This window comes from Pseudoalteromonas sp. NJ631, assembly GCF_000276645.1.
Taxonomy (GTDB): Bacteria; Pseudomonadota; Gammaproteobacteria; order Enterobacterales; family Alteromonadaceae; genus Pseudoalteromonas; species Pseudoalteromonas piscicida.
Map to the genome: position 1 here is coordinate 67,266 of NZ_AKXJ01000011.1, position 10,654 is coordinate 77,919.

At 42.7% G+C, this 10,654-nt stretch carries 3 protein-coding genes; 2 read left to right on the plus strand and 1 reads right to left on the minus strand.

The window, feature by feature from the left end:
• Window positions 1–150: 150 nt before the first annotated feature.
• Complete coding sequence (locus tag A587_RS0117075; protein ID WP_017218551.1) at window positions 151–2,292, minus strand: winged helix-turn-helix domain-containing protein; 2,142 nt, start codon at window positions 2,290–2,292, stop codon at window positions 151–153.
• A 162-nt stretch (window positions 2,293–2,454) separates the two neighbouring features.
• Between A587_RS0117075 and A587_RS0117080 the strand changes: the two genes are divergently transcribed.
• On the plus strand, window positions 2,455–4,878 hold the full coding sequence (locus tag A587_RS0117080; protein WP_017218552.1) for a penicillin acylase family protein: 2,424 nt from the start codon (window positions 2,455–2,457) through the stop codon (window positions 4,876–4,878).
• A gap of 3 nt (window positions 4,879–4,881) precedes the next feature.
• The gene (locus A587_RS0117085) at window positions 4,882–10,653 is read left to right on the plus strand and encodes a non-ribosomal peptide synthetase (RefSeq protein WP_017218553.1); all 5,772 of its coding nucleotides are present in this window, start codon (window positions 4,882–4,884) and stop codon (window positions 10,651–10,653) included.
• Window position 10,654 lies beyond the last annotated feature (1 nt).

The following is a 10,654-nucleotide window of genomic DNA, read 5'->3' on the forward strand; positions in this document are numbered from 1 at the left end:
ACCGCCAAGTGGATACTTACATGCGGTAGTTGGATTATTTAAAGTCACATAGTAAAAGGTTAAGAAAGGCGTTTTAACACCTATGATCGTTCTAGCCCGTTGTCCTCTGCAAAATGATATGTGATGCAGAGGACACTTTATCGTATCGAGTTAAAAATAGACGTTGTAAAGGTCTGTACTCGGTGCTGCTCGTTGCAGTAGCAATAGCTTTTGTTCGCTCGGGTGGAGTTGAAATTTTGCGTAGAATGCGTATTTCAGTAGAGAAGCTCGCTCAGACTTGCCTGAATTTAAATCTGTACGAACCAAATCATACTTATAACCATTTGAAACGGAATAATAGACGTATTGAGATGTAAGGTGCCAAGAAATATTAGACGCTAACTCTAGCTTTGCTATCGGTTTACTTTCTTTCATCGTGTCTAATGGTGCTCGATACAATTGGCCATCAGTACGCTGATAATATAGATACTGGCCTTTGGGATCCTCTTTTGCACTGACTACATTAGAAAGTAGTGGTTCTGATTTTCCGCTGTTGACATCTTGGCGTATAAGCCAAAACTGATTGCCTTCCTTTCGTGAGAAGTAGATTGAACGTCCATCATTGCTCCAGCTCGGATTTTGAATATTTTCTAACTGAGTGGTTAGATAGTGTATTTGTTTGCTATTGATATCTAAGGTAAATAGTTGGCGGTCTAAAATACCGAGTATGGAGTGATGCTTTGGGTGATACTCCAGGTCGCTTATATTGTGATGCTGAGTAAACTCGGTTAATAACTCCATTTTTCCTGATGTTGAATAAGTCACGATTTGTGGAATATTGTCATATTCATAGCGGAATACTATGCTATTTGAGTCAGCCAGATAATCGGGATGTCCCTCTTTACCCGCAAGTGAAAACTCAAATAAGTTGTTGATACTATTGTCAAAAAATGGATTCTTAACTTCAATAATATCACGCACATTTTCTTCTTCCTTACCCACTAACAAGCAATGTTTTCCGCAGGTACTGTAAATTGAAGATAGTCCAAAATCGGTTTGCACTTGAGGGGTGAGCTCATTTTTCTGAGCGTTAAAAAAGAAGATTTCATTATTATTTGAAAGATAAAGGCCTGAACCGCTTTCATCCCAAACGATGTTTTGCGGTATAAAGTCAAGTACGGTATTGCTCTGCACTTTTCCAGAGGCCAATTCTAAAATGATCAAGTGTGTCCGTTGATAATTTGAGTATCTTAAAACGCCAAGGCGTGATCCATCTCCTGAAATCGCTGAAAAGTAATCTCCATAAGGATTAAAGTCTGGGTAAGTTACCTGAGTTAGGCGCTTACTGTTAATATCGATCTTAAAGATGGTATTTGGATAATCCGATTGCTTTTTCAGGGAAAAGTACAATGCACTATCGTCTGGAGCCCAGGATAAATTTGGCTGAGATGTATCATACTTGTAGATCACCTCTTCCTTAGAAACATCCATTGCATCATTTAGCGATAAGATGACTAGTTCTGCATGATTGCCTTTTTGTTTTTGTGCAGCGATTTTCTTTCCATTTTTAGAGAATTTAGCGGAATAATAATTAGCCTCTCCTGAGCTTAACCTTTTAGTAACGTTGGTTGACAAAGATTTAATGTATAAGTTAAAAAAACCCGACACGTCTTTGCGATGAGAATAGACGACCATATCCGACTTTTTGTGGTAATCTGCCCAATCCTCCTCACCTGACATACTGGTGACTGCTTTTATTTGTTGTATTTCCTTTTTAGTAGGTTTCAAAATATAAGCGTAAGCCACATAGCAAGAAATCAATGTTACTATAAGTAATATAAACAAATACTTAGATTTATTCTGAAGAGTTCTTTTAATGTTCTTATTATCAGGGGATTGGATATTTCCAGCGATGTGATCAGTGTCGTTACCTTGTGTGACCGTCTCGATATTTACTTCGGCAATAAGCAGGTAGCCTTTGCTAGGCACGGTTTTTATATAAGTAGGAGACTTTACATCGTCACCTAGCGCATCTCTGAGCTTTTTAACGACTCGGCGAATAGCATTGTCTGAAACGATGCGCCCATCCCAAACATGATCAAGCAGCTCTTTTTGGCTTACATAGTCACCTTGGCGCTTAACCAAGTAGCATAAAAGCTCCATAGTTAAGGGTTCTAGCTTAATTACTCGTTCGGCTTCATCCACGGCATTGTTGTCATACAAGCGTGTTTTTTTGAAATCGATCTGAAATTGACCAACTGTAATTTGTTTATCTTCTAACCAAATTGCCCTGTTAACACTATTACCATTCATGATTATATTGTGTTTATTTAATGTGTTTTTTTGTTACCAACCAATGTAACACATTATAATGGGAAGTGTTTTGTCTTTCTGTGCTGATTATTCAATTATCTTGGCTAGTTTAGTTTTGTTCACCGTGTGTCGTGCACAAGGAACAGGTATTGGAAAGCGAAGATGAGCATAGAAAGAAAACATAGCACTATAAAGAAGGCACTATTATTTAGTGGCCTATCAACTATGGTAATAACCAGTTGCGCTAGTTATTGGTTATGGGATCGACTGAATTCTGCTCTGCCTTTATTAAATGGTGAAGTTAATCTTCCTCATGTTGAAAATGAAGTTGTTATAGACAGAGACAGAAGCGGTGTGCCATCCATTATTGCACAGACAAGAATGGATGTATCTCGAGCAATGGGCTTCTTACATGCTCAAGAGCGCTTTTTTCAAATGGATTACCTGCGTCGAAAGGCGGCTGGGGAACTTAGTGCACTTTTTGGTGAGTCTTTTGTTAGTGCTGACAAGGAAGCTAGACTGCATCAGTTCAGAAAGTCTGCGCGACAAGCTTATGAAAGTTTAGATGTTAGGCATAAAGCATTACTTGATGCCTATGTCGAAGGCGTAAATGCTGGGCTTGAAAAGCTAGACAGTGCGCCATTTGAATATACTTTGTTGCAGGCATCACCAAATCTTTGGCAAGCAGAGGATTCATTCTTAGTCTCTTTTGCCATGTTTATGGAAATGCAAGGCCATGATTACCGTAATACACTTTATCTAAATAAATTACGACAAAACTTACCACAGGCACTGGTTGACTTTCTGGTGCCGCTGGGTACTTCTTGGGATCAACCATTAGATACACAGCATCTTGCCGCTACATCTATTCCTAGTGCTGAAGTTTACTCACTAAAAAGCGCTACTGACACTAATCAAGACATTCTGGCGTTGCATGAGCAGGATGATTCTTTATATACAATGGCGTTACAAGATAGCCCTTCAGTTGCTGGCAGTAATAACTGGGCTGTGTCGGGTGCAAATACAAAATCCGGCAAGGCTTTAGTTGCCAATGATATGCACTTAAACCTCAATGTTCCCAATATTTGGTATCGAGTTGGCTTTTCTTGGCACGAAGCGAATGAAGACCGCAAATTAACCGGTGTTTCGTTACCCGGTCTACCGCTGATGATTGCAGGCAGTAATACACATATAGCCTGGGGTTTCACTAATTCTATGGGGGATTGGTCTGATTTGCTGCGGATCCCTGCAGATAGAGGCCAAGAACTAGTCACACATGTTACACAGCACATTGATGTCAAGGATGCTGAACCTGTGGAATATGTCGTTGATATCACACCTTACGGACCAGTCGTTGAACGTGAACAGAATGGCGATTTATTGGTTTTACGTTGGGTCGCCCATTCATCCTCTGCAGTCAACTTAGGGTTATTGGAGGTTGAGCGTGCATCTAGCGTTGATGCCGCACTGCCTTTATTCAATAACACGCATATGACGCATCTCAATGTAGTGGTGGGTGATGAACAAGGGAATATTGGCTGGACGATGTTGGGGGCATTACCAAAGAGAGCCCATTCAGTATGGGCTCCCATCGACTATGACAATAAAGAATATGACTGGTCAGGGTACTTAACGACAGATAAATATCCGAAACGTGTTAATCCTGAATCGGGTTTTATTTTTACTGCGAATGCACGAGTCGTTTCAGGTGATGAACTAGATATTATTGGTCGCGAAAACTACGCCCTTGGCGCGAGAGCGCAGCAAATTCATAACGGTCTCAGAGTGATGCATGAGCCTAGTGAAGCCCAGATGTTGCGTACACAGCTCGATAGTCGCGCAATATTTCTCCAGCGTTGGCAGTATCTGCTGCTGTCTATTATGAATGAAGACTTCATGGCCAAATATCCTGAATTGGCCGAATACCGAAAAATTGTCAATAACTGGAATGGTAAAGCACTTAAAGACTCCACCGGTTATTTGTTGGTGAGAGCATTCAGAACTCAAGTCGCACGCAGAGTTTTTAGCGGCATTCTGAGTGGAGTTAATGAAAGTAATCCCGACCTAAATGTTTTTGACTACTTCAGCTTAACCAGCCAGTGGGAAGGGCCACTCTGGAAGTTAGTCAATGAGCACCCTGACCATCTCTTAAATACACATTTTGAGTCTTGGCAAGCTTTGTATGCCGATGCTCTGACTTTTTTGAATGACCACTTTAATAACACTCATGGTTCGATTGCGAATGCCAAATGGGGTGACTACAACAAAGTTGCTATTTCTCATCCTGTCGCTGGTGCTCTGCCACTCATTGGGAGGTTCTTTAATATCCCAGAATACGGTGCTGACGGAGATATCAACATGCCCCTAGTACAGGAGCAAAGCTTCGGTGCCTCGATGAGAATGGGGGTGACACCAGGTGAAGAGCAAAGTGGATTCTTTCATATGCCTGTAGGTCAAGCGTCCAATCCAATGTCGCCATACTGGATGGCGGGGCATGACGACTGGCAAAAAGGGGTATTCTCGCCATTTTTGCCGCAGGAAACCGTTTACTCGCTCAAGCTACTCCCCGCTGAGTCTAAGGAATAAACCATGAAAAACAATAATAAACTCACAGAGGATAAGGGTATGATGCTGACATCTGCACAACTCGATATTTATCTGGATCAAAAACGATATCCAAGCTCACCAAACTATAACATTGGTGGAGTGATAACAATTAAAGAGCCTATTTGTGTGGCCTCCTTTCAACAGGCTATGGCGCAACTTGTGGCTGAAAACGATGTTTTTCACCTCTATTTCCAAGAACAGATGGGTCAACCAGTTCAGTGTCGCGCTGAAGTTGCGTGTAAGTTCGAATATCTTGACTTTAGTGCCGCTTCTGATGCGAAAGAGCAAGCGAAGCAGTTTGTAAAAACACAGCTAATGCAGCCTTTTGATTTATCTGAACCAGGTTTATATCAAACCTTCTTGCTCAAATTAACGAGCGATGAGTATTGGTATGTACCGATTGCGCATCACTTGATTACCGATGGATTTGGTTACAGCAACTGGTTTGATACGTTATTTAGATATTATTTGGCACAGAAAGATGGAAACAGCGTTGTTGAGCCTATCCAGCTGACGCAGTTTGAGCACGTTGTCGATTATATGAATCACAATGTGGATATTAGTGCTGCAACAGCAGACTTCTGGCAGCAAAAGTTCAGAAGCCAATTGCCAGATAGAATGTTTGTTCCCAAGCAGCTAAATACCCCCCTGATGCATGAGAGCTTTTTGAGCCAGTATGCGATTGCTCAGGCTGATTATACTAGCCTATCTGAACTGGCAAAAAACATGGGAGTTCGTATACATCATCTGTTTATGGCAGCTATCTCATGTTATTTAAACCTTCAATATCATACATCTGACATTATTTTGGCTTTGCCGTTTCACAACCGTGATAAAGCCACCGTGCGAGCAATTGGCGGCATAGTTTCTGTTTTACCAATGCGTTTTGGCATTGATCAACAGTGGACCATGGCGGACCTTGCGAGTGAGATCCGCACGCAAATGCGAGATGTCTCAAAGTTTAAGAAATATCCGGTAAGTAAAATTGTTGAGCACGCTCGTCAGTTGAAGCCAGACCTTGAGCGCTTATTCGATGTCCAGTTCAATTATCAAAAGCTAGATTATAAATATGCAGACGGACAGATAGACGCCGAATCAGAGTTTATCCCTCCTGGGGTGGAAACCACACCTTTGTTATTCAATCTTTGTGAATATGGCGACCATCAAGATGTGATTTTACAGATTGAAGCAAATCGCGCATTTTTTGATGAATCTGATGTGGCAGTCATATTCGAACGTCTGTTTGCTATTTTGGAAGCTATACGTCACAACCCAGAGCAGCAGATCTCAGGCTTTAACTTTTTCAATGAGCAGGACTTTCAGGCTTATCAAACGCTAAACGGCAGCTCGGAAGCGTGTGACAGTAGTAGCCTAGTGCAACGTTTTAATCAGCAAGTAACAGACCGCCCAAATAGTATTGCGCTAGTTGTTGGTGAATCTACTTGGACTTATCGAGAATTAAGCGAAAAAGCGGTGCAAATAGCTGAAATTTTAACGTCACAAGGGCTCCAATCTGGCGATTGTGTAGGGTTATGCCTCGATCGCAATGAGAATATGGTTGCAACGCTATTAGCTTGCTTATCTATAGGCGTAACCTATGTACCGCTAGACCCTTCATATCCGCTTGATCGTCTGACCTTTATGTTTACTGATAGTCAGGCTGCGCTGTTGGTGACTGATAAGCAGGTATCGAAAACGACTCCGATTGATGCGAAATGTACGTTACTTATTGACCAATTAACCGCCGATATAGAGGCGCCAAGGCAGCATAGCCTTAGCTTTTTGACTGAACGTGAAGCTGTGGGTGCTTATATTTTATACACTTCAGGGTCTACGGGTCGCCCTAAAGGCGCATTGATTGCTCAACGTAGTTTAGACAACCTCATTGGTGGCATGGTCGCACGCCTTGAACTTACAGAAGCATGTCATTGTTTAGCAACAACAACGATAGGGTTTGATATTTCGACTTTGGAAATATTTGCCCCTTTGGTTGTTGGTGGCAAAGTCACGTTGGTTGGACATCAGATAGGTAAGGATGCACTTAAACTCGCAGCGTTTGCAAATACATGTGAGTACAACTTATTCCAGTGTACTCCAACGATGTGGCAAGCCTTAGTTGAGGCTGGTTGGCAAGGAAATGCTCAAGCGACATTAGTCACTGGTGGTGAGCCGCTTTATCCTGCACTTGCAGAGCAAATGCTGTTGCGATCGAAACGAGTTATTAACGGTTATGGGCCAACGGAAGCAACCGTGTACTCCTTGGTTGAAGAGGTGCATAGAGACAAAGATGGTATACCAAGTTGCCGGTTATCAAGATCACTTCCTAATTACCGTCATTTTGTTGTTGATACTCGAGGGCAACTAGCTCCGGTTGGTGTGAGTGGTGAGCTATGTATTGCTGGCGATGGTCTTGCGCTTGAATATATAGGTCGATCTGATATTACCGCTACTCAGTTTGTGCACTTACCTGCAGTTGCCAAAGAGCGACTTTATCGAACAGGGGACTTAGTCACTTTACACCGCTCCGGTGAGATTGAGTATTTAGGTCGTATCGATCATCAGGTAAAAATCCGTGGTTATCGTATTGAATTGGGGGAAATCGAAGAAAAGCTATCGCAACTGACCGGCATTAAGCAGGCGGTGGTGACCACGCATGGTGAGCGAGGTAGTGATGTAAAGCTGGCTGCGTATATCATCATCGAGTCTAGTGCTGAACTTGATGTTGAGGCCATACGTACTGCGCTTGCAGCTGAGTTACCTAACTTTATGGTGCCTCACTTTTACACCGAAATGAATGCATTTCCATTGACTTCTAGCGGCAAGGTAGACCGCAAAGCGCTGCCTGAACCCGCACATCGAGAAGTTGAGTTTCTCGCAGCAACAACTGACACCGAGCATTTGTTAAGCACGATTTGGCAGTCGCTATTTGAGCGAGATGCAATTAGCGTGACGCATAACTTCTTTGAGCTGGGTGGTCACTCTTTATTAGCCATGAAGATGTTTGGTCAGATAAGGCAAAGATTACAAGTGGATCTGCCACTTGCTTGCATCTTTGAACAGCCAACGATTAGGCAGTTGGCGAGCAAAGTCGATGCGATGTTGGAGGATCAATCATATAGTCCAGCGACTCGCAATCTGACTAAGTCGGACATCGAACGTGGACATCCTTTATCGCGCTCTCAGCTGTCAATGTGGGTGATTGATAAGCTCAGTTATGGCACGGCTCAATACAATATGCCCGGAGTATTTTCCATCACCGGGGCATTGCAAGTTAGTGCATTACGGAATGCGTTAGCGCAGCTAGTTAGCCGCCATGAAGTGTTACGCACAGTGTTAATCGATGACGATTATACGGCTAAGCAATACGTGCTCGAAGACTATAGCTTTGATGTGCCAATGATAGACCTCTCGGGTAAACAAGATGTGATGTCCAGTGTTGAACATTTTGTTGAAGCCGAAGCGAATATGCCTTTTCAACTAGATGTGGGCTTAAAAATTCGCGCCAAAATTATAAAAACTGCGCCGGAACATCACTTTTTACTACTGACTTTGCACCATATTGCCGCAGATGGATGGTCTATCAACATCTTAACCGAAGAGCTGAAGATGCTTTATCGCAGTGTGTTGAGAAATGAAGCTGCTGAACTGCCGACTCTGGATATTCAATACAAAGATTATGCGCATTGGCAACATCAAAACATTCAGGACGGTTTACTGGATGCGCAATTAGAGCATTGGCTTGACTTTTTGGCGGATCATCCACAAGTGCATGGTTTGCCGTTGGATTATCCTCGACCAGCACAACCTTCATTTGAAGGGCGTAGTTACAAGTTGACTATTGATAGTCAAATGCGCTCACAGTTACAGGCTTTTTGCCAGCGTAAAGACATGACGCCGTTTATGGTACTACAGCTCGTGTATGCCCTTTTAATCGCAGAGCAAAGTGGCGAAAGCGATATCCTAGTTGGCACACCTGTAGCTGGTAGAAATCATCCTGATATCGAAGGATTAATAGGGTGTTTCACTAATTCAATAGTACTTCGCAATAGGATTGATTTTGGTCGACCCCTTGAAGACTTATTGGCCGAGTCCAAACAGTCTGTGATGTCTGCTTTTGATAATCAGGATGTTCCCTTTGAGCTATTGGTAGAGCGATTAAATCCCGAACGCAACCAAAGTTACAACCCGATCTTTCAGCTTTGGTTTGTTTACCACAGCCAACAATTCAACCCGATGACGTTGGATAATTTAAAAGTTGAGCTGGTGGAGCCTCATACTCCTAGCGTTAACTTCGATCTTTCATTGTCGGTATACGAACAGGAAAGCACATTAACACTGGACTGGGAGTACCGCCCTGAGTTGTTTAACGTCGATACGGTAGCGCAATACGCCGCGCGCTTTAAGGCTATTTTGCAATGGTTCCTTGAAGGGTCTGACACGTTAATTCCTTTGACACAAATGTCCTCACAAAATATTGAAGTGCCAATCGTTGAGCAAGGAGTGTTTGCTGCACGAGTGGTCGCAAATGCTACCGCCAGTCCTCAGTCAACGGCAGTGGTAAACGAAGGACAAACAGTTGCTCAGCAAGCCCTGTTTGCCAAAGTTAGACGCATGCGCGCTTATTTAGATGCTCAAGGCGTAAAACCAGGTTATTCGGTAGGGGTTTGTTTAGAACATGGTTTGGCTTTATTAGTCACTCAGATGGCCTGCTTATTCAGTGGTATCACCTTTATCGTATTAGACCCAGATAGTGATACGCAGACGATAGATGAAGCAATCAAGCGTTTTAACCTGGAATTCGCGGTTACGCAGCGTCATTTAGGATCATTCTTAGCTGATACACCGGTAAAAGTGTTGGATACAACAGAAGCGCTGGCTTTTAAGGTACCGACAGGATTTCTTGAGCCAGAAGCAAAGTTATCGATTCAGCCTATTTGTATTCTGTATCCGGGATCCGATAACGAAATAGCACTGACACAACACGATCTCGTCATGCTATCGGGCAAGCTCACCAATGAGCTTCAACCACAGCAGAGTCACAGTAATAAGTTTATTTGGAATGCATCCGTGTCCTTCGATTGCTCTGTCATGGCGCTATGTCTAATGAGTATTGGCTTCGAATTACATATCGTTGACACCAAGACTCGATACTCAATTACTGAATTGAATGATTACTTAGCATCTCAACAAGTAAACCTGATTGAGCTGACGCCTGGGTACTTAAATTTAATGCACAGTCAAACTGGGCTTACGTTTAGTCACACAACGGATCTGCTTATCAATGGTACAGAGGTGGATACACACCTGACTGAAATCCTAGCGCAATATCAAGCAACATCAGATGCCAAAGTGATAGCAGTCAACGCACTTTTTGAAGAGTTCCGCTTAATCAAACTTAACCAGCTATCAGCGTCAACTCAGCATGTTGGCAGTCTTGCACAGACTCAAAGCAAAGCCATACAGCTGCGCGAACGCATTATAGATATTTTGCATGATATTTATGCATCGTTACTAAAAAAAGACCAAGTCAAAGTCGATGCAGGGTTCTACGAATTAGGAGGTAATCCATTACAAGTACAGGGTTTATGTTCATCTTGTGAACAGCATTTTAACTTGGGACTAAATGTGTCGACATTTGCTAGTGGTCCCTCTGTTAGCCAATTGGCAGAACTAATTTCATCCATTTTTAACAATCAAAGTATGGCCAGTCCAACTATGACAGCTACTACTTCGCCGCAAACTTTAAGGAAATAAC